We start from the raw sequence: 24,566 nt of genomic DNA on the forward strand, positions 1-24,566 counted from the left end.
TTATGGAAGAACAACAAAAAAAAATATTATTAGTAGAGGATGATCCAAATTTTGGAACGGTACTAAAAGATTATTTAATGATGAATGATTACGAAGTTGTTCATGCTAAAAATGGTATGGAAGGTTTCGAAAAATTCAAAAAGGACGATTACGATCTATGTATTTTAGATGTAATGATGCCGTATAAAGATGGTTTTACATTAGCAAAAGAAATTAGAGAAAAAAATTCTGATATTCCTATTGTCTTCTTAACCGCGAAAGCAATGAAAGAAGATGTGCTTAAAGGGTATAAAGTAGGGGCAGACGATTACCTAAATAAACCTTTTGATAGTGAAGTGCTATTAATGAAGATTAAAGCAATAATGCAGCGTAAGGCTACAGAGACTGTTGCCGATAGCAAACAATTTGAATTTAAAATTGGAGGTTTCGATTTAAACTCTAAACTAAGATTTTTAAAATATAAAGATAATGAACCGGTAAAATTATCGCCAAAAGAAAACGAATTATTACGTCTATTAGCGTTACATGAAAACGATTTAATGCCTAGAGAGTTGGCATTAACAAAAATATGGAGAGATGATAATTATTTTACATCTCGAAGTATGGACGTGTACATAGCAAAGCTACGTAAGTATTTAAAAGTAGATGATAAAGTCGAAATTTTAAATATTCACGGCGAAGGCTTTAGATTAGTTGTAAACCCGGAACAGTAGAATACAGTGATATGATAAATATAAAAAACCAGCTCCAAAGCTGGTTTTTTTATACATTAAAGTTTTCGGAAGCTATTAGCGCTAAATCGCGTTCGTTTTTAATAGAATGGCTTGCATCTGTTTTTAGATTTTCAATTTCTTCTGTAATGCTTTTTGTATAAGTTTCTACCGTACTTAAACGTTTTAAATTATTTAGCATAGTTAATAAACGTTTTACTAATATCACATCGTGCTTGCAATACGTTCGTAAAGACGCCATAGCTTCGTATAGTAGTGAGCTAAAATTAACTGTTGAGATAAAAACCCAAGGAATATCGTCTATATAAGTGAAGCTAATATCATTTTTCTTAAGCCTTAACACGTATAATTGCGATAAGTAATCTATAGCATTAAGCGCGGTTCCAGGGTCGTTAATACCAGGAGACATCGCTTTAACTGCGATCTCGGTTAATTGTTTAAAAGCTAATACATAATTATCTTCTATAAGTTCGCTTTTTGCAAAGTCGAAGTTTGTATGCAAACCTCCAAGAGTCTCTTCATCTAATTCTATTTCTGTTTTAAATAAGATGTCCTTTTCTAAAAGAAACGCTCCTTTATTAGCACTAATCTCTATTTTACACTCGTGCTTTTTTGCAATTTCTGCGATATTTTCTAAGGATATATTTTGAAGATATCCCGTTTTATACGATTTGTAGCTATTCCAATTATCAGACGACTTAAAAGATTCTTTATTGTCCTTTTCAGAGTCTATGAGGTGTAATAATCTGTTACTTGATTTTTTAAAAATTTTATCCATTATATTGTTTATTTGAATGGATTGAGAAATCGAGTGTATGAAATAAATAAATGCACCTAACGATACGACCATAAACACAATGGCTAATAGTACCGAAAATCCGGGTAATTGATATTCGTTACCGCTGGGGCGAATAGAAATTAATGTAAAGATGCAATAGAGTATTGTGGCTACATAAATACCTAAGATAACTTGATGTCGTCTGTTCGAAATTAAACCCGGTAATAAACGTGGTGAAAAATTACTCGATGCTTGGTTTAAAAGCACCATTACCATAGAGAAACTAAAAACCATAATTGAAATAGAACCCGCGGTTATTGTTGTTAGTAAAGTACGTGCCGTATCGGTGTTATTAATAACCAAGTCTGGTACAATATCTAATAAATATTTAGAGATGCCTTGACTTTCTAAATAAAACATTAAATAGGCAAAAGCACTACCAGCAAAGGCAATTAGAGTGGGGAAAAAAGCGATTTTATCTTTTAGTTTAAAAATACTTCTTAAAATAAACAGAAACTTTTCTTTCATAAACAGTTTGGTTTTATTTCACGTTAAATAAATGTACTATTTTTTATTTTGAATGGCTTTCAGTACTGTTTTAAAATCGGTATTAAAATCGAACCACGAGGTTTCTGGATCTCTTTTAAACCAAGTAAGTTGTCGTTTTGCGAAACGACGGGTGTTTTTTTTAATTTCCGAAATGGCAAATTCTAAAGTCCATTCTCCATCTATATATTTAAATAATTCTTTATAGCCAACGGTATTTAGCGCATTTAAATCTTTATAATCTAAAAGTGATTGGACTTCTTCTAGTTGACCGTGGTCAATCATACTATCTACGCGGGCGTTAATGCGGTCGTAAATAATGGCTCTTTCAGCGGTTAAACCAATACTAACGGTTGTAAAAGAACGATTGTTTTTATCTTTATTTAAAAAGGAAGAATACGGTTTACCCGAACCGATACTTATTTCTAAAGCGCGAATTACACGCTGCGGGTTTTGAAGCGCTATCCTATTATACGATTCTAAATCTAAGTCTTTTAATTGGCGTTGTAACGACGCTAAGCCTTCGGTTTCGAGTTGCTGATTCAGTATTTCGCGAATATTTTTATCGACTTCCGGAAAGTGATCTAATCCTGTTGTAACCGCATCCACATATAAACCGGAACCACCAACCATAACGACATAGTCGTGTGTTTTAAAAAGCATATCCAATTTCGCAATGGCGTCTTTTTCGAAAGCGCCAACATTATAGTTTTCTAAAATCGATTTGTGCTGAATAAAATGATGTGGTGCTGCAGCGCGCTCAGATTTTGTAGGCGCCGCAGTGCCAATGTGCATTTCTTTAAAAAACTGTCTAGAATCGGCTGATATAATTTCGGTATTAAAATAATTAGCTAGTGTAATACCAAGACTGGTTTTACCAATGGCAGTTGGGCCAATAATAGAGATAAGATATTTGTTTTCTGTTTTCAAAATAAAATGACTTATGGTAAAGGTGTAACGTGCGTTAAGGATAGTAGCGGCATCCTTTTTTTATTCCTAAAAAAGATATAGCGAATAGCCTGACTTTAATAGCTAAATGCTATTAAAGTAACGCCCAAATATTATTTAATATGCAATGGTTGCCCGCAGTTGTAACAATACTCGGCTTTGTCCTTATGGTTTTCAGCTAAGCAATTTTGGCACGATTGTGTGTTCAGGGCTACGGTGTTAGATTGCTCTTTTTTCTGTTTCTGCTCTTCTTCGTTATTGGTACTTCTTGTGTATTCGGCAGACACAATTCCTGTAGGCACGGCAATAATACCGTACCCTAAAACCATTATTATTGTGGCTATAAATTGACCTAAGGGTGTTTGTGGTGCGATATCACCAAAACCTACGGTAGTAAGGGTAACAATGGACCAATAGATACTTTTAGGGATGTTATCGAAGCCGTTTTTTTCGCCTTCTACTAAATACATAATTGTACCAAAAATAGTGGCGGCAATAACAACGGCAAATAAAAATACAGAGATTTTCGCACGGCTTGCTTTTAGGGCTGTGGCGAGTTGGTTTGATGCGCCTAAGTAACGGGCTAATTTTAAAATTCTAAATACACGTAATAAGCGTAGTGCTCTTAAAGCCACGAGAGCGTGTGTACCTGCAAATATTAAAGATAAGTATTTAGGTAGGGTAGATAACAAATCGATTATACCGTAGAAACTAAATATGTATTTCCAAGGTTTTTTTACGGTAATTACTCGCGCTATATATTCGATAGTAAATAATACGGTAACAATCCATTCGCCTACGTTTAACCAAAAATGGTATTTTAAATCGATGGAGGCTACGCTTTCAAGCATTACCAATAAAATACTAGCAATAATGAAAACTAATAAAATAACATCGAATAACTTTCCGGCAGGAGTGTCTGCTTCGTAAATAATTTCGTGAAGTTTTATCTTCCAACGCTTATTTTTTTCAGGTAAGGGATTTTCCATAGGTATAAAAAATACAGAAATTTAATTATTTTCTTGCTGTGTATCTAATGTTACAATTTTTAAGCGTTTATTACGTCTTAAGTAACTTTGTATAATATGCTGGTTATCTCTATTGTTAAGCATTGGTGTAATGATTGTTTTTAAAATATCGATATTGTTTATTTGATAGTTTAAATTGAAAAATCCCAAGCCTTGAAAGATACCATTTTCTATAAGAATAGCACTACGTTCATCGATATCGCGACCTTTGTCTATAATTACCATATCTTGATTATCGTAACTGTATTTTTTTATTAGCTCAGTGACGCGTTTATTATACGCTTCTGGTGCTTCTTGATTAACACAAGCGCCATTGCACGATTTTATATCGTAATTAAAACAACTGGTTTTGGTTTTATATAAACCATTTAATTTCTGACATAAATTATAGTCTTCCACCACTTTAAACATAAATGCTTTTGCGCTTTGCCTATTGCTAAAGGTTGTTATCGCTTTTTTGCGACCATCGGCCTTATCAACGGTTAAATTAATATAACCATTATCGTCTACAAAACTGTATAAAGCACTAGAGAATAGAGAACGGCGTAACGAACGATTATGTTTCGGTTTTACGCGTTTTATTTCTTCGCTTTCTTTTAATAGTGCAACAAGTTCGCTACCTGTAGACTCGTAAGTGACCTCGGCCACTTGTAACTGTATTTTTTTTGACTTCGAGTCGGTACCCGTAAAATGTTGATTAATACGTTTCTTAATATTATTACTTTTACCAATATATATAATATCTCCGCTTGAATTATGAATATAATACACACCAGTTATTGATGGCAATTGACCCATAATATCGACGAGTTTAGGCTCCAATTGAAGCTTTGGCTCTTTACGAATGGAATTAATAATAATTTCCTTATTCGTGTCTTTGTCTATTAATAACTTAAAAAGTTTTACTGTCGCCAAGGCATCTCCAGAGGCGCGATGCCTATCGGTTACTGGTATACCTAAAGAACGCACTAGTTTACCCAAACTATAAGACGGTAAATCTGGAATTAAGTCTTTAGACAATTGAACGGTGCATAAGGTTTCTCTTTCGTATTCGAACCCTAGGCGGCTAAATTCTGTACGTAAAATACGATAATCGAATTTGGCGTTGTGCGCGACTAAAATAGAACCCTCTGTAATTTCGACAATGCGTTTAGCGACTTCGTAAAATTTAGGTGCATTGCGCAGCATATTACTGTTTATACCTGTTAAGTTTACAACAAACGGTTGTATCTCGCGCTCCGGATTTACCAAACTAATAAATTGGTCTACGACTTCGTGTCCATCGTATTTGTAGATGGCAATTTCGGTAATGCCTTCTTCATTAAACTTCCCGCCGGTCGTCTCTATGTCAACTATAGTATAAATATGCTATTAATTTAAGTGTTTGTTATGCGTTGTAATTTCTTTCTCCAAAGATACTACTTCCTACACGAACCATTGTGCTGCCACAATTAATTGCTAATTTATAGTCGCCACTCATACCCATAGAAATGGTTTTGAAGGCTTTATTTTCGGGCTGAAGCGCTTTTAATTGATTGAATGCAGTTTGTAAAGCATTGAATTCATTTTCAACCTGATTGGTATTATCAGTAAATGTTGCCATCCCCATAACACCAGTAATTTGAATGTGTTTAAATTCTGAAAAGTCATCCCTCTGTAAAATCTCTGAAGCCGCGTCTAAAGACATTCCGAATTTAGAATCTTCTTCAGCAATTTTTATCTGCAAAAGACAATTAATAGTGCGCTCGTTCGCTTTCGCTTGTTTATTAATTTCTTTTAATAACTTAAAATTATCGACACCGTGAATTAAATTCACAAAAGGTGCCATATATTTTACTTTATTACGTTGTACGTGCCCAATCATATGCCAAAGGATGTCTTTTGGCATATCTTCGAACTTGTCGCACATTTCCTGAATTTTATTCTCTCCAAAAATACGCTGACCAGCGTCGTAAGCTTCCATTAAGTCGCTAACCGGTTTCGTTTTAGAAACGGCGACCAGAGAAACGTGCTCTGGGAGGGTGGCTTGTATATCGTGTAATTGCGTTGTTATGCTCATTTGTTCTTGCTTATAATCAATTTGCTAAATGGTAATGCGTTTTAAAACTCGTAAATAGTAACTCCACTTCGTAATTTTGGTTCTATATACGTGCTTTTTGGAGGCATTTTTAAACCATCGTCAGCGATGGTTTTAAGTTCATTAATACAAGCAGGAACCATACCAAAACCTATTTTGTAGTCGCCTTCATCCACTTTACTTTTCATATTTACGACTTCCTTAATACCACTTATGTAATTTATTCTATTATCGTTACGTAAATCTTCAATACCTAAAATAGGTTTTAAAATGGTCGCATAAAGTAATTGTGCATCCAAGGCATCAAGCGATGTTTTAAACGAATAACCTGCTTTCCTTAAATATAAGGAATAAAACTCGCCATCTAAATACATACTGAAATGATGTTTTTGTGTCGGTTTATAAGGAATGGCACCGCGGTTTTCTATTCTATACAGCGTATCTAATTGTATTAAAAACTCTTCTTTACTTAATCCGTTGAGATCGGTGATTAATCTATTAAACTCGTGAATTTTTAATTCGGATTCCGGAATTAAATACGTCATAAAGTAATTATAAGACTCCGATCCTATATGATTTTTGTTTTTAGATTTTAAATCCTCATATAATAAATGAGACGACGACGAACGGTGATGGCCATCGGCAATATATAAGGTGTCAATGTCTTTAAATGCGTCCGAAATCGCGTTTATATCAACTTCATTTTCAATTTTCCATAAGTAATGCGTGTCGCGAAAGGTGGTTGTAAATTCAAATTCTGCTCGGTGTTGTTGTTCCTTTTTAATAATAGATGAAATAACAGCGTTATCGGGGTAGGTCAACAACACAGGTTCGGCATTAAAGCCCACCGTTTTTAAATAGTCTTTAAACACGACTTCGCGGCTAGAAATAGTGTCTTCGTGTTTTTTTATAACATCGGCTTTGTAGTCTTCAACACTTGCTGCTGCCACAATACCGTTAAATACTTGGTTTTTTCGATCTATAATTTTATAAATATAAAAACAAGGGGTGTTATCGCGTTTAAATATGCCGCTTTCTTTAAATTCTAAATAGCGATTTTTAACGAGTTGATAACGCGCAACTCCAGAAATTTCTTTTGCATATTTATAGCCCGGATTAACGATGTGCAAAAATGAATACGGGTTATAATCTAAACGGCCTTCGCGTTCTGCTTGCGTATAACTTTGATACGACCGCGAAGCCACCAAGCTCACTTTATCTCGGGTAGGACGTACTGCTTTAAACGGAATAATTGTAGACATACTAAATATTGAGAGTGTTTAATTCGCATAAAAATAAAATTAGACCTTTAGAGGTATGCGAACGCTATCTGCTTATAATTTTTATTTCGAAAATTGCTTAGCGACTTTTTCAGCCTTTCTACTTTCTGAATAATCATAAAATCCTTCGCCAGATTTAACACCTAATTTCCCTGCCGCTACCATATTCACTAATAATGGGCACGGTGCATATTTAGGGTTTTTAAAGCCGTCGTACATAACGTTTAAAATTGATAGGCAAACGTCTAGCCCAATAAAATCTGCTAATTGTAAAGGTCCCATTGGGTGCGCCATACCTAATTTCATAACTGTATCTATTTCTTCAACGCCGGCAACACCGTTGTATAACGTTTCGATAGATTCGTTTAGCATTGGCATTAAAATTCTATTCGCTACAAAACCAGGATAATCGTTAACCTCGGTTGGCGTTTTACCTAATCTTTTAGATAAGTCCATAATAGTTGACGTCACGACATCGCTTGTACTATACCCGCGAATAATTTCAACCAATTTCATAATAGGCACAGGGTTCATAAAGTGCATTCCAATAACTTTCTCTGGTCGAGAAGTAACGGCTCCAATTTTTGTAATAGAAATAGAAGAAGTATTGGTGGCTAAAATGGTGTTGTCGTCACAAACGTCGTCTAATTGCTTAAATATTTTAAGTTTTAAATCGAAATTTTCGGTTGCAGCTTCAACTACTAAGTCGGTGTTTTTAACTCCTTCAGAAATATCGGTGAACGTGGTAATCTTTTTTAGAGTAGCGGTTTTATCAGCTTCAGAAATTTTTTCCTTAGCAACCATTCTATCTAAATTTTTCGTAATAGTGTTTATGCCACGCTCTAAAGACGCCTCACTAATATCTATAAGTTGTACGTTGTATCCGGATTGAGCAAAGGTGTGGGCTATTCCATTTCCCATTGTTCCTGCTCCAATTACTGCTATATTCTTCATTAAATATTTATTTTTATTCCTTAAAAAAAGGATTCTTATTTATTATCTATTTTTCCTTGAGCTCGTTTGGTGTTTAGCAAGGAAGTAAATTGTATTTTTTACTTAATTATACTTCGAATGACTTTAATTTAAATAATGAGATTATTAGTTGCGACAGCACTAAAACTGATTGATAATCATAGTAGCAACACGCAAGGCTTCGGTACCATCGTGAAGTGTTACCACTGGTTTGGTGTCGTTATTAATGGCATCGGCAAACGATTCTAATTCGTCTAAAATGGCATTATTTTCTGAAATTTCAGGATTGTCGAAATAGATCTGTTTTTTGATGCCTTCCGCATTTTGAAGAATCATATCAAAATCTCCGGGGTTTTTCGGGGCGTCTTTCATTTTAACGACTTCACATTTCTTCTCTAAAAAATCGACAGAAATATAAGCGTCTCGCTGAAAAAAGCGAGTTTTACGCATATTCTTTAACGAAATTCTACTCGCTGTTAAATTCGCCACGCAACCGTTAACAAACTCAATACGCGCGTTGGCAATATCGGGAGTGTCACTAATTACCGAAACGCCACTTGCCGAGACGTGTTTTACTTCAGATTTTACGACGCTTAAAATAGCATCGATATCGTGAATCATTAAATCTAAAACCACAGGAACATCGGTACCTCGTGGATTAAATTCTGCCAAACGGTGCGATTCTATAAACATAGGTTTATCGAGCATGTCTTTAACGGCAATAAACGCAGGGTTAAAACGTTCTACGTGCCCCACTTGACCTTTAACGCCTTTTTCGGCGACTAAAGCACGCAAGGTTTCTGCTTCCTCAACGGTATTTGTAATTGGTTTTTCTATAAAAATATGCTTGCTTTTAGCAATGGCCTGCTTGGCACATTCGTAGTGCGATAGGGTAGGGGTAACAATATCGACAACATCTACAGCGTCAATTAATGCTTCTATAGTACTAAAATAGGTGTAGCCCAATTCCGCTTCAATACGTTTTGCATTTTCTTCATCGGCGTCATAAAAGCCAACCAAATTATATTTTTCAGATTGATTAAGCAGTCTTAAATGAATTTTTCCAAGATGACCAGCACCTAATACTCCTACGTTCAGCATATAATTACGTTTTCAACAAAAATAAGATTTTTGAAGCAGAATAAAGAAAAAGAATTTATAAAATAAAGGTATGAAACCTTTAAGATTTGATTAATTTTATCCCGTAAAACTCCCAATTATTTTGAAAGATACTTTAAAACATCAAGGCTTACGTCAGCAATTAGTTTCTGTGGTTAAATCTAAAGGTGTAACCAACGAAAAGGTACTAAAAGCGATGGCTAAAATACCACGACATTTGTTTATGGATTCTAGTTTTTTGGACCACGCGTATCAGGATAAAGCCTTTCCTATTGCTGCCGACCAAACGATTTCACAGCCGTATACAGTAGCGTTTCAAAGCGAATTAATGCAAATAGAACGCGGCCATAAAGTATTAGAAATTGGCACTGGAAGTGGTTACCAAACCGCTGTTTTGTGTGAATTAGGAGCACAAGTATATAGTATTGAAAGACAGCGAGAATTGTTTAAAAAAACGAGTAATTTTTTACCTAAGTTAGGGTATCGTGCCCGAAAACTTATTTTTGGTGATGGCTATAAAGGATTAGTTGAAGAAGCGCCGTTTGATAGTATTATTGTTACTGCCGGAGCACCTTTTGTACCCAAACCGCTTTTAGCGCAACTGGCTATTGGTGGCCGCTTGGTAATTCCTGTGGGTGACGACGTGCAAACAATGACGCTATTTGTAAGAACAGGCCCAAAAGCATTCGAGAAAACCGAGTTTGGAGAATTTCGTTTTGTGCCTTTATTGGAGGATAAAAATTAAGGGGTTATTTCTTGGTTTGCACTATTGTTTTAATCACCATTACTATAGGCATTAGCGTTAAAAATGCGATCGTTATTATTAAGAAGTAATTTGAAAACAGCGAAAAGGAAGTGCTGTTTTTTAAAGCTATAGTTACCATTTCGTAAGTAATTACCGCGCAAATTAATGAAAAGCTCAAGTTAATATATCGTGTTATTTTTGTTGAACTTCTGTACTGTTTTTCAGCATTGTTTTCCGTGATTTTCACAGGATAATTATAGATGTAAGGATGTTTGTTCAATTTATAAACGCCGAAGCAAATAGCAGAAAGTAGCATGGGGACTAACCAAATCATACTTTTCTCGTCATAGCGGTTTACTTCGCCATCTAATCCAAAATGAGCGGGAACCCTATCGGGTAAATCACTGTAATGATGCGCTATAAACGCAAACGAAAATAACAAGCTTAAAAGTGTAAGCGCTTCAATAATTCTGTCTGATTTATCACAGTCAATTTTTAATTTAGGTCGGTTGGTGTTGAACATTTTCGGTGTTTTAGTTGAAAGGTATTTAACGTCGAGCACAAGGATCGTTATAAATATTAGGTATGAGAAAGGGGTAGAGCAAAATTAGAGTTTGTAATTACGAAGCGATTAATATTAAAATACTAATTTAAATAGTATTTTCCTTAATTAGTTTCTTTTTCAACCTATTCATAAATAGGTTTTGCCTTATTAATGCAATAACCAGTTCATTCCAAAAAACCAAATAAATGCAAAAAATCCAATATTATAACTTTGAGAAATAAGTCCGAAAAAGGCACTCATACACAAAGCAATATAAAACATCCTAATTAGAGAAAAAGAATATACTACTATTTTTGAATCTCTATTCAGCTTAAAATATTCTTTATCTACAGGAGCCATTAGATGATTTCTTCCCTGTCCGTTGAAAAAGGAGTTTCTGAAATTAATTTCAAACCCTGAAAGTATAATTTCATCAATTTTTAAGTGAATCAGTTCTTTTTCTATCGTTTCAATAATTTTATTGTTTTCAGAATCTAAATTTAATTTTATATTTTATGTTTAATGGAAACAAATTATTTTTTTATATATATAATGTATTAATTAAACCTTTTGTAAATCCAAATGGTTCTTAAAATTGTTTTGTAATCGACTTCTTAAAAACATTCCAAAGAGGTGAAACAAAATGGCAACTACAATTATAAGGAGTCCAAAAATCAAGGTTTTGTTATTTGAAGCTGCCACTATTAAGGTAATTATGCCTATTAATACGGTAAGAATAGGGAAAATGGCTATAACAGGATTTGGTTTAATGTTTAATTGCAATAATGAGCCTTTTTCAGAGGTTATTATTTCCCCATTTAAATACGCCGTTTTTCTTTTAAAATTCGGGACATACCACTTAATATAAGTCCATTTATCATAAGCTTCAAACGCATTTTGACTTGTAAATTTCCCAACAAACTTCAAGTTATTTTGGCCAAAAATGTCCTCAATTTTTTGTCTTAAATTATCTCCATTCAAATTTGAAGAATAATGTGCTTTTTTAGTGTTAAGTATATATTTAATCATTTTCTATAATTATGTTTTTTCAATATAAGGGCTAAAAGTAACGCGTATATGATTCCGGATTATCTCTTTACTCAAAGGCATACAGCTAGAGTATAACTTAAGTTAGTATTTTATAAATATAGTTAACTTTAGGATATAATCAGAAAGGACAAAGGAGGAATAAGGTCATTTTGTGTAATGAGACTTAGATCTTGTTTTTTTGATTTTAGGTTCCGTAGTAAAAACCAATAGTATTGACGCTAAAATAATAAGCTCAGAAAAAATCAAAGACTAATATTCTTTCGGTTCCGAAATTCTTGAAAATTCTACAGTTAGAATGCTCAAAACACAAGAGGTTATTATAAATATTGAAGCTAAATGTCTTTATATCATTTTTTAATATTATGAGAGGATATTGGGTTTATTGTAGTCTTTGTTATTGCGTTGCAGGTTTTATATCGAGGGTTTTCCTAAGGAAAATTAGAAGTTTAAAAACAAAGCAACTGACAATGATAATATTAATTAATTTTATACGGTATTATGTTTTTTTTATTTTTTTTAGTCCAATCCATTCGTGTTTAATATCCTTCATTAGTAGCCCATTGTCAAATTTCACAGAACCTTTTGGGAAAATATTTTCATCTTCAAAAAAACTCGACTCTACGTTTTCCACTTCCAATAACGATACTTTCCAATTTTTCGTTTTTAATTCAAGTCCGTCAAAATCATTTTTATCAGGCGCGTATCCAATAGAGGCATATTCAAAAAAATCAGATGCACATTTTAAATTTTCAAATACGCTTTCGTTATTCCACTTATGTGTTTCTGTGGCTTGGATTGATATAGATGTTTGGTCTTCACTTATAAATCTGATATCGTAATTTCCGCCTTTTTCATTAACTGTAAAATTTGCTAAGTGATGGATTCCAGGGAAAAGTGTTCCTCCAGCAAGAGAATTTAATTTAGAGGACGTGTCTCTTCTTGGAATATAAACACCTTCTTTTAGTTTTCCATTTTCTACCCATTCGACTGCAATACGGTGTGCTCCGTTTTCAGATGAAATTCCGATTTGTTTAGGGAAACCTTTAGGTCTGATTTCTTTTAATCTAATTAAACAAATTCCACCAATTCCTTTTCCATTTACCAATTTCGGTTTAAAAGGTTTTGGTAAATAATTCTCCAAAACTTCTTTATCAATTTGGTAATTGATTAAAATTCGTCTGTCTATTATTCCTTTTAATCTTGGTGTTTTCATTATAGTGGTCAATTGGCATCAAACGCGATTGTTTAAGATTAGTTTCGTGGCTAAGCAACTAAATTAGGAAATAAAAATCTACTTCTAAAATCTATAAAAATTTCTAAGTAGGTTAGAACTAGCAATTAATTTTATACGGAATTACCCTCAGTTTTTTTAATCATCAAGTTTATCTCTTAATATTTAACTTTTGTTTTGTTAAGCCGTTAGAGTGCGCATAATGTACACTACCTCTAATGTAAGAGTTATAAATTAAACTATTAATTACATATTAAAAGCTAATTCCAAACAACACAGCATCGCTAATAAAGCCAGAGCCTTGGTACGAGCGCACATAATCTATTCGTAAAAAACGGTATTTACCAAAGCCTAAATTATCGATTCCTATAGCATATTCTGTATACGGTTTGTTACTTTCCGTGTAGGCAATATTGGTGCTAATTAGCATGTTGTAATTCAGTTTATTAAGTAATGGAATTTTATTCAAAATAAACCCTTTAAAGTTGTGTTGCGCGTGTACTTCTGCGTAATTGTTATTGGTGCTTAGGGCGTAGTAAGGTAAATTCTTATAGCTGTTTAAATACGAGCCTCTAAAATTAACATTGGTCTGGTTGCCATTAAAATGATGATAATCGATAAAAGCAATATCATCGGCATTGGCAAAGAAACCACCTTTTACATTATAGTTTAAAACCCCTTTGTTACCAACAACCACTTCCTGCTGAAGTCCTAATTTAAAAGCATCGAAATTGTAATTAGATTCAGACGCACCCAACCCTTTTTCGTAGCCTACAGTTAGCGTTGGGTATTTATTATTGGTAACATTAAATTTCCCGTCAGGGCGACTATAAAAACTTTGGGCGAAATTGATGCGCGCATTTACATTCAGTTTTACAATATTGTGCGTGCTAAAATTGGCGCTTGTATAATTAAATGGATCTCTGGGATTATTACTTGTGTAACTATCGCGATCTTCGTTTATAAAAGTATAATCGGTGTGATTAAAAAGCGGTTTTCTACGTTCGTAAGCTAATGAAGAATAGAAGCTAAACCCATTAAACAACTCTTGTGAGAATTTAGCTTCAGCAAAACTTTTGTCGTAAAGCTTCATATAATTATCCTCAAAAAACAATGAGCTGATGCTATTTATTAACGGGGAAATAGGTGCGCTACTATTAAACTGTTCGGTTTTTATACCACCAGAAAGCGAAATAAAACGATCGTTTATATTATTGAATTTAAAACGAAAATAAGCAACAGCACGCAGGCGGTCATCGGCTTCACCATAATTTATTTTCGTACCGATACTTAGGTATTTATTAAAATCGTCGTACTCTTTCATGAAATTGACATCCAAAAAGCTATTAAAACCTTGCACCGTATTAAAGTTGACACCTTTTAAAGGAGAACTTACATTAATAGTATACGATTTTTGAGAATTTTGATAACTGTAACCGCTAATAATATCACCAATTTTAAAGGCATTATTCGCGCCGTCTATGGAATCTAAATAGGGTTTCGATTCTTTTACTAATTGAATACTGTCTTTTTTTATGTAGTCCTTATTTTCCGGTTGCGTTAAGGGAACGGGCCTTTTTGTCGACCAATAGATAGCGTCTTTTTTATTAGAATTGTCTTCGAATGAAAGAATTTCACGTGTAAAATGATCATCTTCAAAATTAGGAGAAAAATCGTAATCACTATAAACAACAGTAAAATAGCCATCGCCCGTAATGCCTAAAATGCCGAACTTAAACTCGAAAACCTGCGATATTTTTGCCCAAATAGCATCGGTTTCAGAGTAAGTGTAAGATTGTTTTATGGTAAATACATCGACAGGAATTACCTGAGCGCGTTTTCCAGTAACCGAAACGTCTACGGCGTATAAACTCCAATCATCTTCTACGATATATACAAAACCAGAAAAGGCTTTATCGTTTTCTCGTTTTGGAGTGATTTCTATTTTATTAATGAGGTTCCCTTTGTCATCATAAAAAACACCAACGAGTTGGTATCGGTAATAATTAAAGGCATAATCGGCAATAGGCGAAATAATTTCGCTCCCTAAAGTAATAGTATTGTCGTAAAAATTGAAATTAACGCTATTGGCGCTGTTAAAGCTAAAACCATTATCATCGCCACTCACTTTGGAAGCGATAATTTTTTCTTTTAAAAGTTTTGGTGCTTGATATTCTAATTTCGAAATCGTTTCAGAAAGATAAATAATTCCACTTCGGGTAGAATCTAATGCGCCACCTAAATCACCAACGTCTTGTCCGAATATTTTCTCGGGAGCATTTTTAATTTTCAGTAATCCTCGAGAATAAAAGTTGGCCGAAAACGTGTTTTGCTTTTCTAAATTGGCTTCTCGAGCTTCGATAGTTTTACGAATAATAATATCTGCTGGGTTTTCTTTCGAATTAATAACGACTTCATTCAGCGAAATATCTTCTTCTATTAATTCAGCATTTAAAGTATGTGGAAATGATGTAATAGTAACCGATTTCTTTAACGTTTTATACCCTAAATATTGAAAAACAACGGAATACTCTCCAGTTTTAGCGAAGTTCAATTCATAGATGCCATCGTCGTTCGTGGTCGTACCAATATACGTATCGTTTAAATAAACACTTACGACAGGAAGGTTTTCTCCGCTTGCCGAAGTTACCCGGCCTGTTAGTTGTGAAAATGAAGTATGGAAAATAAAGAACGTTACTAAAAAGAGTAGTGGTTTGGTCATAGTAAGGGTGTTTAGGGTCTGTTTTATTATAGACGCTTTTAAAAGTAAAAAGGTTGCCTAAAGATAACTGAATTTAATAATAAAACAGAAAAACATCAGTAATGACTAATAAATAAATTATGGTAAACTAAAAGTTCTTCTTAATACGCGCTAATTGTTTTTTGCTATCTCGGTCTTTTATAGCTTCTCTTTTATCGTATAGCTTTTTACCTTTTGCTAAAGCTATAGTCAGTTTAGCTAAGCCTTTATCGTTAACAAACATACGCAACGGAATAATGGTTAACCCAGTATTTTGCACCTCTTTATTAAGTTTTTTAAGCTCTTTTTTGTGTAATAATAGTTTGCGTTCTGCTTTTGGGACGTGGTTGTAGTAATTACCATACAGGTATTCTTGAACGGTCATATTAATAACAAATAATTCGCCACGGTCGTTAAACTCACAAAACGATTCGGTAATGGACGCTTTTCCCGATCTAATGGATTTTATCTCGGTACCTGTAAGTACAATTCCTGCGGTATATTTATCTAAAATTTCGTATTGAAACTTAGCCTTTTTATTAAGTATGTTTATTTTTTTTTGCATAGCACAACAAAGCTAATCAATTTAAGATTATTTTATTAAAATTGATGTTAATAATTACTAAGTTGCACGAAATAATTGCTTTTACTAGATGTAATTTAATCTCATTTTATCCGACTGTTTGATTATTGCTTACAGAAAAATGAAGTGATACTGTCTTATTAAAATTAAAAAAATGAAACTAATGAAACTAATGAAATCTATACTTTTACCTTTACTCTTTCTTACTGTTTTAATAAGTTGTAAACAGAATACTACCCCAGAAGTTGCAGCACCAAACGCAACTAACATTGTAAACGAAGCGATTAAAATTGCCGGTGGCGATACTATTTTAACGTCTACGCTTACATTTAAGTTTAGAGATAAAACGTATAAAGCAGTACGCGATGGAGGTGCTTTTACTCTAAATCGCACATTTATCGACTCGGTAGGAACAATTCGCGATGTGTTAAGCAATACACGTTTTGAGCGATTTGTGAATAATGAAGTGGTAAAAGTACCAGATTCATTAGTGGATACGTACAGTAATGCCGTTAATTCGGTACATTATTTCTCGATACTACCGGTAGGATTAAATGACGGAGCGGTTTATAAAACGTATTTAGATACGGTTACCATAAATAAAAAATCGTATCATAAAATAAAAGTGACATTTAGTGAAGAAAATGGCGGAGAAGATTTTGATGATGTGTTTGTGTATTGGTTTTCGACTGAAGATTATAAACTTGATTACTTAGCATATCAATACCACGTAAATGGTGGCGGTATTCGTTTTAGAGAAGCGTTTAATGAGCGCTATATAAACGGAGCGAGAATTGTAGATTACAATAATTACAAGCCCGAAACTATCGATATCAATATAGAAACCATTGACGCTTTATTTAAAAATAAGAAATTACAACTCCTCTCTAAAATTGAATTGGAGAATGTAAGTGTAGAATAATCTGAAATTAGGCTAATTCTAGTGCAATTTCAATCATATCATTAAAGGTGGTTTCGCGTTCTTTGCTAGTGGTGACTTCGCCAGTTACTAACGAATCTGATATGGTTAAAATTGTTAGGGCTTTTACGTTGTGTTTAGCGGCAACTGTATATAATCCAGCGGTTTCCATCTCTACGCAAAGCACACCAAATTTCGACCACTTTTTATACGATTCGAAATCGTCTGCATAAAACTCATCCGAAGTAAAAACATTTCCGGCTTTTATAGGGATGTTTTTACTTTTTGCTGTGTCTACCGCTTTCTGGAATAACTCAAAATTGGCAGTTGGCGCGTAATCGGCACCGCTAAAACGCAATTCATTAACGCCGGAATTGGACGATGCTGCCATTGCCAAAACGATATCCCTAATTTTTATGTGTTTTTGGTAAGACCCAGAACTTCCTACCCGGATTAAGTTTTTAACCCCAAATTGCGTAATAAGTTCGTGGGCGTAAATAGATATACTCGGCACGCCCATTCCGGTACCCATAACCGAGACGCTTTTGCCATTGTAAGTACCGGTATAGCCTAACATACCGCGGACTTCATTAAAAAGTATCGGATTTTCTAAATAGGTTTCTGCAATCCATTTGGCACGTAAAGGATCTCCGGGCAATAAAATTGTTTCCGCTATATCTCCTTTTTTAGCGTCTATATGTATACTCATAATTACTGGTGTTCGATATTTAAAACTTCTGAAGTTGTTTCGTTACCATTAATTGTTACAATAAAAAGCGCGCTATTTATACTATCGTTGATTGCGTTGTATTTATTCTCTCCAATAATGGTATTGACAAATTTTGGAGTCGTATCGCTATGTCCTACGATTAAGACCGTTTTGTCTTTAGTGTCTGCTTTAAAAGCGTTGTAATCTAATTTTGACGGATTGTAAATAATAAGTTTTAAATTGTTCTGTTTCGCCGTGGGTGTCGCTGTTTGTTTAGTGCGCTTGTAATTCGTAGAATACACGGCATCAAAAGCAATAGATTTAAAATATTCGGCCCAATTTTCAGCTCTAGATTGTCCTTTTTCTAACAAATTAGGGTTTTTAGTTTTTACAGCTCTGTTTTTTTCAGAATGACGGATAAAGTAATACGTTGTTTTATTTTCAACTTGAATTGTTTCTTCTTTCTCTTTCGTTTGCGCTTTTCCGCAGGCAAAAACCAGTAATAGGAGTGACGCTAATAGTAATTTCTTCATTTTAATAATTTGCTTTTTTATCTTTATTATTTTCAGTGACAATAGCAATACTGTTCGATGTACCTAAGCGCAAAGCTCCAATTTTAATATACTTTAAAGCTGTTGCGGTATCTCTAATACCACCTGAAGCTTTCACTTTTACGTGCGTATTTTTAGTGGCGTTAAGCATTATTTGTACCGTGTTTAACGTGGCGCCACTAGACCCGAAGCCTGTGGATGTTTTTATAAAGTCGGCGCCGCTTTCTAATGCAATTTCGCTGGCTTCAATAATTTCTGTCGTGTCGAGGTAACAGGTTTCTAAAATCACTTTTAAAGTAAGTTTAGGCATTTGTTGTTTAACGGCTTTAATATCGTGGGCAGCGGCCGCGTAATCTGCGCTCTTAAAAAAACCGATATTCATTACCATATCAATTTCATCTGCACCCTCTTTTAATGCTTGTTTTGTCTCTTCAACTTTAGCGATAGTGCTCATCGCTCCTAAAGGAAAACCTATTACAGCGCACAGCTTAACAGAACTGCCTGCTAAAGTTTGTTTCGCCAAAGAAACATAACACGTGTTAACACACACCGAAAAAAAACCGTATTCCATAGCTTCCTTACAAAGCGTGACAATGTCATTTTTGGTCGCTGTTGGCTTTAATAACGTATGGTCTATAAAAGTATTGAGGTTCATAAATAAAAAATAATGGTGTTTATCTCTAGTAAAAATACAATTTACTGCGAGCATAATGAAGATAAATAGCGAATTATTGCGACGGTATCTTGATAAATTTCAGAAAATTTCTTTTTAAGCATATTCCAATTTAATGCTATAAAAAAGCTGCTTTTTATGAGTAATACCGACTTGAAATACAGTCTACTACAGAATTTAGGATTTACCTATGACTTTTGTCAACGTTAAAGCTATGTGTTGTAAGTATTTTTGGGGTATAATATTAAAACATAATACTATGAAAAAAGTAATTTTTAGTGCCCTAATGTTGTTTGCGTTTATATTTAGCGCACAAGCACAAGATGATGACAAAATGAATGCTGATTTTAACAAATGGCAAGCACGTTTTAGAGTGGTAACCGTAATACCCTCTCCAGGAGATAATTTAGACGGTTTAGATGTCGATTTATCGACGTCGTACATTCCAGAAATAGATATCACCTACTTTTTTACAAGAAATATAGCAGCCGAATTAATTTTAGGAACTACAAAACACGAAGTTGAAGTTGGAAATAGCCTAGCAACCACAGATTTGGGGCACGTTTGGTTATTGCCTCCAACATTAAACCTTCAATACCACTTCTACGCCGGGGATTTTAAACCTTATATTGGTGCAGGTATTAACTATACATTTTTCTACGGAATTGATGAAGGAGCGATGGCAGGAATGGAATACGACGATGCTTTCGGGGTCTCTTTTCAAGCAGGATTAGATTATAATTTAGACGATAAATGGTTTTTAAATCTAGATATTAAAAAGCTATTATTATCTACCGATGTAAACGTAGATACCGGTGCAGGCGTATTACCAGTAGAGGTAGACATCAATCCATTAATGGTCGGAATTGGTGTTGGTAGAAAATTCTAATCAACGTTATCTCGTATATAGTTCAATATAAATTAACAAGCCGCCATAGTGTGGCTTGTTTTTTTAAATGAAAGGAGCTTTTTTTTTAGCGTTATTTTTGGTTTGTAGTAACGCTTTCGCGGAATTGTTATAGCTTCAAACGTGGTTTTAGCACCTAATAAATACAGTGATTCCTTCACCCTTTTTAACCTAAGAGAAAGATAAGCGCACTTAATTTCTTATAATAATTCCCGACGTTTGAAGGCGTCGCGCTTCGGTTTATAATGGAAAGATAACAGCAATAGTAGAGTAATAGGGTTTCACTTTGGCACTATGAAAAATACAGTATTGTACCCGTTTAATCCTATAATTAGCCCTAAGATGAAATCTAAACGTGTTGCTCTAAATCACTTTTCTTTTCCTTCTGAAACAGAAAGTAGGAGTAGAGAATAGGTAGTATTGAAATAACCCCTGTAACAATTAAAAACACCTTGTAATTCGCTTTTTGGTCTAGAATTAAACTAGAAATAATTACAATAATACCACCAATAAACCATAATTTACCTCCCATTTTGTGCGTTTCCTTCCAAACAGATTTACTTTCTAGCGTCCAAGGCGTTCTAATCCCAATAAAGTAGTTGGCTTTAATTGTTTTAAAATAATTTCCAAGAATTAAATACAACAAACCAATACAAAGCACTATATAATTAGGGTTTGTAAGCGATTCATTTTTTGCAGTGTAAATAATAAACAAAGCCAAAACAGACATAATAGTAGTGAGTAAAAACTTTAAACTCTGTAGTTTGTTACCCATATTTTTCAACTTATTTTTAGGGTCGATTTTCGGAATCACCAAAAACACAACATACGTAAGAACAGGGAGTAAAAACGGAATTAATAAAAGCTCTAGTTTTTCACCATAACGATCTATTTCTCCCTCAATATTCCAGTGCATCGGTACTTTTTCTGGTAAATCATTCCATACATAAGCGATGTAAAGAAACGGCAGTAATACTATTGCAATTAGCAGAAGTTCTTTTTTAAGTTTCATAATTTATTTTTTTAAGGTTAGTATCCAGTTTATTAAATCTTCCAAAATGCTAGTGTTTAAAGAGTATGCTACAAATTGTCCTTTTTTCTCACTTGTAATTAAATCCGCCCTTTTTAAAATATCTAGATGATGCGAAATGCTAGGTTTCGACATTTTAAATTGGTCTGCAATTTCTCCAGCATTCATGTCTCTTTCTTTTAGCATTTCTACAATCTGCCTTCTCGTTTCATCATTCAGTGCTTTAAATAACGCGTTCATTTTGTATGTTTAGGTATTTAGACAAATATCTAAATATTATTTTAATTCTGCAAAATTATTTCTTATTAAAATTATAACGCACTGATTTAAGTACTTCTACGCGTGGTTTTGCTCAAGAAATAATTCCTGAATTCTACGAGATATTAACGATTGTTAAACATTTTTAAAGTAAATAAGGGCTCTTAAAGCACTATAAAAGTCCGTTTGCATACGGCCGAGTAGCTGCTTAAAAAGTATAAAAGAAAACAGTTTTAAACTGATGTAGCTTGAAGAGGCTCAACTCTATTTCTTAAAGCGTAGTCGAGAGGTTATTTACAAAAGGACATAAAAAAAAGCAACGTAGTCTAAAGTGTAGACCAACGTTGCTTTTCAAACTAACTAACCATTACTAGGAAAACGTTCTCTTTTCTGAGTTATTTCACGTTAACAATAATTTATGATTTAGACCGCGTCGGAAACTAAATTCCCTTGATTTCTAAATACTAATTCTTTGTCGAAGGCATCGAGTAAAATAATACTATCGGTGTTTACGTTTCCTGAGAGTATTTCTTTACTCAAGGTATTTAAAACTTCTTTCTGTATTACTCTTTTCACTGGTCTTGCACCATATTCTGGATTATATCCTTTCTCTGCTAAGTAAGAGATTGCTTCTGGTGTCGCGCTGAATGTAATGCCTTGCTTACCAATCATTTTAGCGACACCTTTTAATTGTAACTGCACAATTTCGGTAATGTTATCCTTAGATAGCGGTGTAAACATAATCGTGTCGTCAATTCTGTTTAAAAACTCAGGTCTTACTGTTTGCTTCAATAAAGCTAAAACATCCACTCTTGCAGCTTCAGTTGCCGCGTCTATGTCTTTAACAGCAGCGAATCGCTCTTGAATAATATGGCTACCAATATTCGATGTCATAATTATAATAGTGTTTTTAAAGTCGGCAACGCGTCCTTTATTATCTGTTAAATGGCCTTCGTCTAACACTTGCAATAAAATATTGAAGGTGTCCGGGTGCGCTTTTTCAATTTCATCTAACAGTACCACAGAATACGGTTTGCGTCTCACTGCCTCCGTTAATTGTCCACCCTCATCATAACCTACATATCCTGGAGGTGCTCCAACCAAACGGCTCACAGCGTGGCGCTCTTGGTATTCACTCATATCTATTCGCGTCATTGCATTTTCATCATCAAATAAGTACTCGGCTAATGCTTTTGCTAATTCTGTTTTACCAACTCCCGTAGTTCCTAGAAATAAGAAAGAGCCTATTGGTTTTTTTGGGTTTTGCAATCCCGCGCGACTACGTCTTACGGCGTCACTCACAGCGACAATAGCTTCTTCTTGGCCAACGACGCGTTTGTGTAATTGATCTTCAAGTTTTAGCAGTTTTTCGCGATCAGTTTGAAGCATTTTTGTCAACGGAATACCGGTCCACTTCGCCACCACTTCGGCAATATCATCATATGTAACCTCTTCTTTAATTAAAGACGTCGCCGATTGATTTTCTTTTAATTCTTGTTGCAGTTTTTCTAAAACTTCTTGCGCTTCTTTAATCTTACCATAACGTAATTCGGCAACCTTACCATAATCACCATCGCGTTCGGCACGTTCGGCTTCGATTTTAAAGTTTTCAATCTCTAATTTTCTATTCTGAATATTATCGACAACCGCTTTTTCGGTTTTCCATTTCGCATTTAGCTCGTTGCGCTCTTCTTTTAAATTCGCTAACTCCGAACGTAAACTTTTTAGTTTGACTTCATCTTTTTCCCGCTTAATGGCTTCAATTTCAATTTCTAACTGCATCACTTTTCGGTCTAAAACATCAAGCTCTTCCGGTTTAGAATTGATTTCCATTCTTAATTTAGCGGCAGCTTCATCCATTAAATCAATGGCTTTGTCTGGTAAAAATCGGTTAGTAATATAGCGTTGCGATAATTCTACTGCACCAATAATTGCTTCATCTTTAATACGTACTTTATGGTGTGTTTCGTACTTTTCTTTAATACCACGTAAAATGGAAATAGCACTTTCTGTATCGGGTTCGTCGACCATTACTTTTTGAAAACGACGTTCTAAAGCTTTGTCTTTTTCAAAATACTTTTGGTATTCGTCTAGGGTTGTAGCTCCAATCGCTCTCAATTCGCCACGCGCTAAAGCTGGTTTTAAAATGTTAGCAGCATCCATAGCACCTTGTCCGCCACCAGCACCTACAAGCGTATGGATTTCGTCTATAAATAGCACAATGTTTCCATCGCTTTCAGTTACTTCTTTAATAACGGCTTTTAAGCGTTCTTCAAATTCACCTTTGTATTTTGCACCGGCAATTAAGGCGCCCATATCTAGAGCGTAAATTTGACGATCGACTAGATTTTCGGGCACATCGCCATCTACAATTCTATGAGCTAAACCTTCTGCTATAGCAGTTTTACCAGTTCCAGGTTCTCCAACTAAAATGGGGTTATTTTTTGTGCGTCGCGATAAGATTTGAAGAATACGTCGTATTTCTTCATCACGACCAATTACAGGATCTAATTTCCCATCTTTGGCTAATTGGTTTAAATTTTTCGCGTATTTATTTAAAGAGTTATACGTTTCTTCTTGGTTTTGAGACGTTACGCGATCGCCTTTTCTAAGCTCTTCAATACTTGCTGTAAGATGTTTTTCTGTAACGCCTTGATCTTTTAAAACTTGCGCAATTTTACTGTTCGATTTAAAAATGGCGAGTACTAAATGCTCAATCGACACATAATCGTCTTTCATTTTTTTAGCAATGATAGCGGCTTCGTTTAGCGCTTTTGAAGCGTCGCGCGACAACACTAAATCGCCACCCGAAACTTTTGGAAAACTCTCTATTTGCTTATCTAAAATTTGTTGTACCATAGGAACGTTGACATTCATCTTTTTTAAAATGAAAGGGAGTACATTCTCATCGACATCAAAAATAGATTTTAAAATATGTTCATTCTCTATTTGTTGATGTCCTAAACTCTGTGCAAGTTGTTGGGCTTGTTGTATCGCTTCTTGCGATTTAATTGTAAAATTATTAAAATCCATAGCTGTATGTTTTGTGGTCTTTGGTTGTTATCGGAAGTTTACCTAACGCTTCTAATTAATAGGACTGAAGACTATTGTTTGTTTTTGTTTGATCGAGATATTTCAATTATCTTA

Annotated in this window: 23 protein-coding genes; 4 read left to right on the forward strand and 19 right to left on the reverse strand. The window is 34.3% G+C overall.

Going from position 1 to position 24,566, the window contains the following annotated elements:
- Positions 1 to 2 precede the first annotated feature (2 nt).
- Entirely contained in the window at positions 3 to 713 is a 711-nt protein-coding gene (locus tag ES677_RS00845; RefSeq protein WP_148368652.1) for a response regulator transcription factor, read from the forward strand.
- Between the two features lie 49 nt (positions 714 to 762).
- Here ES677_RS00845 and ES677_RS00850 read toward each other — a convergent pair whose 3' ends face one another.
- The 8 genes from ES677_RS00850 to ES677_RS00885 form a co-directional block, all read right to left on the reverse strand.
- Positions 763 to 2,037, reverse strand: a complete 1,275-nt coding sequence (locus tag ES677_RS00850; protein ID WP_148380143.1) for a DUF2254 domain-containing protein — start codon at positions 2,035 to 2,037, stop codon at positions 763 to 765.
- A gap of 36 nt (positions 2,038 to 2,073) precedes the next feature.
- Positions 2,074 to 2,985, reverse strand: coding sequence for a tRNA (adenosine(37)-N6)-dimethylallyltransferase MiaA (gene miaA, locus ES677_RS00855; protein ID WP_148380144.1), 912 nt, complete (start codon positions 2,983 to 2,985; stop codon positions 2,074 to 2,076).
- A gap of 131 nt (positions 2,986 to 3,116) precedes the next feature.
- On the reverse strand, positions 3,117 to 3,992 hold the full coding sequence (locus tag ES677_RS00860) for an ion transporter (protein WP_148380145.1): 876 nt from the start codon (positions 3,990 to 3,992) through the stop codon (positions 3,117 to 3,119).
- A 21-nt stretch (positions 3,993 to 4,013) separates the two neighbouring features.
- Positions 4,014 to 5,396: an exonuclease domain-containing protein gene (locus ES677_RS00865; RefSeq protein ID WP_148380146.1), complete on the reverse strand. Its 1,383-nt coding sequence runs from the start codon at positions 5,394 to 5,396 to the stop codon at positions 4,014 to 4,016.
- A 22-nt stretch (positions 5,397 to 5,418) separates the two neighbouring features.
- Positions 5,419 to 6,090, reverse strand: a complete 672-nt coding sequence (locus ES677_RS00870) for a YggS family pyridoxal phosphate-dependent enzyme (RefSeq protein ID WP_148380147.1) — start codon at positions 6,088 to 6,090, stop codon at positions 5,419 to 5,421.
- A gap of 41 nt (positions 6,091 to 6,131) precedes the next feature.
- On the reverse strand, positions 6,132 to 7,370 hold the full coding sequence (locus tag ES677_RS00875; protein WP_148368646.1) for a DUF1015 domain-containing protein: 1,239 nt from the start codon (positions 7,368 to 7,370) through the stop codon (positions 6,132 to 6,134).
- Between the two features lie 81 nt (positions 7,371 to 7,451).
- Positions 7,452 to 8,342: a 3-hydroxybutyryl-CoA dehydrogenase gene (locus tag ES677_RS00880; protein WP_148368645.1), complete on the reverse strand. Its 891-nt coding sequence runs from the start codon at positions 8,340 to 8,342 to the stop codon at positions 7,452 to 7,454.
- Positions 8,343 to 8,501: 159 nt separating this feature from the next.
- Positions 8,502 to 9,461 (reverse strand): Gfo/Idh/MocA family protein, encoded by a 960-nt coding sequence (locus tag ES677_RS00885; protein ID WP_148368644.1) that lies wholly within the window; start codon positions 9,459 to 9,461, stop codon positions 8,502 to 8,504.
- A gap of 121 nt (positions 9,462 to 9,582) precedes the next feature.
- Here ES677_RS00885 and ES677_RS00890 point away from each other — a divergent pair, with 121 nt between their 5' ends.
- The gene (locus tag ES677_RS00890) at positions 9,583 to 10,224 is read left to right on the forward strand and encodes a protein-L-isoaspartate(D-aspartate) O-methyltransferase (protein ID WP_148380148.1); all 642 of its coding nucleotides are present in this window, start codon (positions 9,583 to 9,585) and stop codon (positions 10,222 to 10,224) included.
- A 4-nt stretch (positions 10,225 to 10,228) separates the two neighbouring features.
- Here the strand turns inward: ES677_RS00890 and ES677_RS00895 are convergent, their stop codons facing one another.
- The 5 genes from ES677_RS00895 to smpB all read right to left on the reverse strand — a co-directional run bounded on the left by ES677_RS00895 (position 10,229) and on the right by smpB (position 16,354).
- On the reverse strand, positions 10,229 to 10,747 hold the full coding sequence (locus ES677_RS00895) for a DUF1648 domain-containing protein (protein WP_148368642.1): 519 nt from the start codon (positions 10,745 to 10,747) through the stop codon (positions 10,229 to 10,231).
- A 582-nt stretch (positions 10,748 to 11,329) separates the two neighbouring features.
- A complete protein-coding gene (locus ES677_RS00900; protein ID WP_148368641.1) occupies positions 11,330 to 11,797 on the reverse strand; it encodes a hypothetical protein in 468 nt (155 codons plus the stop codon).
- A 517-nt stretch (positions 11,798 to 12,314) separates the two neighbouring features.
- The gene (locus ES677_RS00905) at positions 12,315 to 13,031 is read right to left on the reverse strand and encodes a DUF2071 domain-containing protein (protein ID WP_148380149.1); all 717 of its coding nucleotides are present in this window, start codon (positions 13,029 to 13,031) and stop codon (positions 12,315 to 12,317) included.
- 271 nt (positions 13,032 to 13,302) lie between these two features.
- On the reverse strand, positions 13,303 to 15,771 hold the full coding sequence (locus ES677_RS00910; protein WP_148380150.1) for a DUF5686 and carboxypeptidase regulatory-like domain-containing protein: 2,469 nt from the start codon (positions 15,769 to 15,771) through the stop codon (positions 13,303 to 13,305).
- A gap of 127 nt (positions 15,772 to 15,898) precedes the next feature.
- Positions 15,899 to 16,354, reverse strand: a complete 456-nt coding sequence (smpB, locus tag ES677_RS00915) for an SsrA-binding protein SmpB (RefSeq protein ID WP_148368638.1) — start codon at positions 16,352 to 16,354, stop codon at positions 15,899 to 15,901.
- A gap of 190 nt (positions 16,355 to 16,544) precedes the next feature.
- Between smpB and ES677_RS00920 the strand changes: the two genes are divergently transcribed.
- Positions 16,545 to 17,294 carry a DUF6503 family protein gene (locus ES677_RS00920; RefSeq protein ID WP_148380151.1) on the forward strand — a complete coding sequence of 250 codons (750 nt, stop codon included), beginning with the start codon at positions 16,545 to 16,547 and terminating at the stop codon, positions 17,292 to 17,294.
- A gap of 7 nt (positions 17,295 to 17,301) precedes the next feature.
- Here ES677_RS00920 and deoD read toward each other — a convergent pair whose 3' ends face one another.
- From deoD to deoC, 3 genes are read right to left on the reverse strand one after another with little or no spacing between them, the layout of a single operon-like run.
- Positions 17,302 to 18,000: a purine-nucleoside phosphorylase gene (gene deoD / locus ES677_RS00925; RefSeq protein WP_148380152.1), complete on the reverse strand. Its 699-nt coding sequence runs from the start codon at positions 17,998 to 18,000 to the stop codon at positions 17,302 to 17,304.
- A gap of 2 nt (positions 18,001 to 18,002) precedes the next feature.
- Positions 18,003 to 18,533, reverse strand: coding sequence for a phosphoglycerate mutase family protein (locus tag ES677_RS00930; protein ID WP_148380153.1), 531 nt, complete (start codon positions 18,531 to 18,533; stop codon positions 18,003 to 18,005).
- A 1-nt stretch (position 18,534) separates the two neighbouring features.
- The gene (deoC, locus tag ES677_RS00935) at positions 18,535 to 19,206 is read right to left on the reverse strand and encodes a deoxyribose-phosphate aldolase (protein WP_148380154.1); all 672 of its coding nucleotides are present in this window, start codon (positions 19,204 to 19,206) and stop codon (positions 18,535 to 18,537) included.
- Positions 19,207 to 19,483: 277 nt separating this feature from the next.
- On the opposite strand from deoC, the gene ES677_RS00940 reads away from it, so the two are divergent.
- Positions 19,484 to 20,113 (forward strand): OmpW/AlkL family protein, encoded by a 630-nt coding sequence (locus tag ES677_RS00940; RefSeq protein ID WP_148380155.1) that lies wholly within the window; start codon positions 19,484 to 19,486, stop codon positions 20,111 to 20,113.
- Between the two features lie 367 nt (positions 20,114 to 20,480).
- Here the strand turns inward: ES677_RS00940 and ES677_RS00945 are convergent, their stop codons facing one another.
- From ES677_RS00945 to clpB, 3 genes are all read right to left on the reverse strand, one after another.
- Positions 20,481 to 21,143 (reverse strand): SdpI family protein, encoded by a 663-nt coding sequence (locus ES677_RS00945; protein WP_148380156.1) that lies wholly within the window; start codon positions 21,141 to 21,143, stop codon positions 20,481 to 20,483.
- A gap of 3 nt (positions 21,144 to 21,146) precedes the next feature.
- Positions 21,147 to 21,401 (reverse strand): autorepressor SdpR family transcription factor, encoded by a 255-nt coding sequence (locus tag ES677_RS00950; RefSeq protein WP_148368632.1) that lies wholly within the window; start codon positions 21,399 to 21,401, stop codon positions 21,147 to 21,149.
- A 441-nt stretch (positions 21,402 to 21,842) separates the two neighbouring features.
- Positions 21,843 to 24,452: an ATP-dependent chaperone ClpB gene (gene clpB, locus ES677_RS00955; protein WP_148368631.1), complete on the reverse strand. Its 2,610-nt coding sequence runs from the start codon at positions 24,450 to 24,452 to the stop codon at positions 21,843 to 21,845.
- Positions 24,453 to 24,566 lie beyond the last annotated feature (114 nt).

Source organism: Bizionia gelidisalsuginis (assembly GCF_008086185.1).
Lineage (GTDB): Bacteria > Bacteroidota > Bacteroidia > Flavobacteriales > Flavobacteriaceae > Bizionia > Bizionia saleffrena.

What these genes read in the sequence shown, in the direction of transcription:
- clpB (WP_148368631.1), bottom strand. Translation starts at nt 24,452, where the DNA reads ATGGATTTTAATAATTTTACAATTAAATCGCAAGAAGCGATACAACAA.
- ES677_RS00930 (WP_148380153.1), bottom strand. Translation starts at nt 18,533, where the DNA reads ATGAAGAAATTACTATTAGCGTCACTCCTATTACTGGTTTTTGCCTGC.
- ES677_RS00850 (WP_148380143.1), bottom strand. Translation starts at nt 2,037, where the DNA reads ATGAAAGAAAAGTTTCTGTTTATTTTAAGAAGTATTTTTAAACTAAAA.
- ES677_RS00900 (WP_148368641.1), bottom strand. Translation starts at nt 11,797, where the DNA reads ATGATTAAATATATACTTAACACTAAAAAAGCACATTATTCTTCAAAT.
- ES677_RS00950 (WP_148368632.1), bottom strand. Translation starts at nt 21,401, where the DNA reads ATGAACGCGTTATTTAAAGCACTGAATGATGAAACGAGAAGGCAGATT.
- ES677_RS00880 (WP_148368645.1), bottom strand. Translation starts at nt 8,342, where the DNA reads ATGAAGAATATAGCAGTAATTGGAGCAGGAACAATGGGAAATGGAATA.
- ES677_RS00875 (WP_148368646.1), bottom strand. Translation starts at nt 7,370, where the DNA reads ATGTCTACAATTATTCCGTTTAAAGCAGTACGTCCTACCCGAGATAAA.
- ES677_RS00905 (WP_148380149.1), bottom strand. Translation starts at nt 13,031, where the DNA reads ATGAAAACACCAAGATTAAAAGGAATAATAGACAGACGAATTTTAATC.
- ES677_RS00885 (WP_148368644.1), bottom strand. Translation starts at nt 9,461, where the DNA reads ATGCTGAACGTAGGAGTATTAGGTGCTGGTCATCTTGGAAAAATTCAT.
- ES677_RS00940 (WP_148380155.1), top strand. Translation starts at nt 19,484, where the DNA reads ATGAAAAAAGTAATTTTTAGTGCCCTAATGTTGTTTGCGTTTATATTT.
- smpB (WP_148368638.1), bottom strand. Translation starts at nt 16,354, where the DNA reads ATGCAAAAAAAAATAAACATACTTAATAAAAAGGCTAAGTTTCAATAC.
- ES677_RS00860 (WP_148380145.1), bottom strand. Translation starts at nt 3,992, where the DNA reads ATGGAAAATCCCTTACCTGAAAAAAATAAGCGTTGGAAGATAAAACTT.
- ES677_RS00845 (WP_148368652.1), top strand. Translation starts at nt 3, where the DNA reads ATGGAAGAACAACAAAAAAAAATATTATTAGTAGAGGATGATCCAAAT.
- ES677_RS00895 (WP_148368642.1), bottom strand. Translation starts at nt 10,747, where the DNA reads ATGTTCAACACCAACCGACCTAAATTAAAAATTGACTGTGATAAATCA.
- ES677_RS00910 (WP_148380150.1), bottom strand. Translation starts at nt 15,771, where the DNA reads ATGACCAAACCACTACTCTTTTTAGTAACGTTCTTTATTTTCCATACT.
- ES677_RS00945 (WP_148380156.1), bottom strand. Translation starts at nt 21,143, where the DNA reads ATGAAACTTAAAAAAGAACTTCTGCTAATTGCAATAGTATTACTGCCG.
- deoD (WP_148380152.1), bottom strand. Translation starts at nt 18,000, where the DNA reads ATGAGTATACATATAGACGCTAAAAAAGGAGATATAGCGGAAACAATT.
- deoC (WP_148380154.1), bottom strand. Translation starts at nt 19,206, where the DNA reads ATGAACCTCAATACTTTTATAGACCATACGTTATTAAAGCCAACAGCG.
- ES677_RS00920 (WP_148380151.1), top strand. Translation starts at nt 16,545, where the DNA reads ATGAAATCTATACTTTTACCTTTACTCTTTCTTACTGTTTTAATAAGT.
- ES677_RS00870 (WP_148380147.1), bottom strand. Translation starts at nt 6,090, where the DNA reads ATGAGCATAACAACGCAATTACACGATATACAAGCCACCCTCCCAGAG.